The sequence below is a fragment of the Shewanella sp. TB7-MNA-CIBAN-0143 genome (assembly GCF_040310065.1).
Taxonomy (GTDB): Bacteria; Pseudomonadota; Gammaproteobacteria; order Enterobacterales; family Shewanellaceae; genus Shewanella.
The window spans coordinates 1-266 of record NZ_JBEOPL010000112.1 but is presented as its reverse complement, the minus strand read 5'-3'; the positions used below and the strand labels follow the sequence as shown (position 1 = coordinate 266).

Genomic DNA, 266 nt, shown 5'->3' with positions numbered 1-266 from the left:
CAGTAAAGGTGTTGAACTCGATTTAAGTACTTACATTACTGATGATACAAAGTTTAATTTATCTTACGCTTATATAGATGCCAGTACGGCAAACGACATAATAAATGCTGATTGGGGCGTGCCAATAAAAAAAGGCAGCCCATTAGTCAATGTGCCTAAAAATAACTTAAACCTAACACTTAGCCATCAAACAGCCTTGCTTGGTAAAGAGCTTGAGCTAGGGGCTAGTTATCAGTACACCAGTGAACGATTAGGCGATGCCGCCG

1 protein-coding gene is annotated in these 266 nt (G+C 40.2%); it reads left to right on the top strand.

What is annotated here, in order from left to right; genetic code table 11:
* On the top strand, nucleotides 1-266 hold a 266-nt coding region (locus AAEY97_RS21315), incomplete at both ends, for a TonB-dependent receptor domain-containing protein (RefSeq protein WP_351001354.1).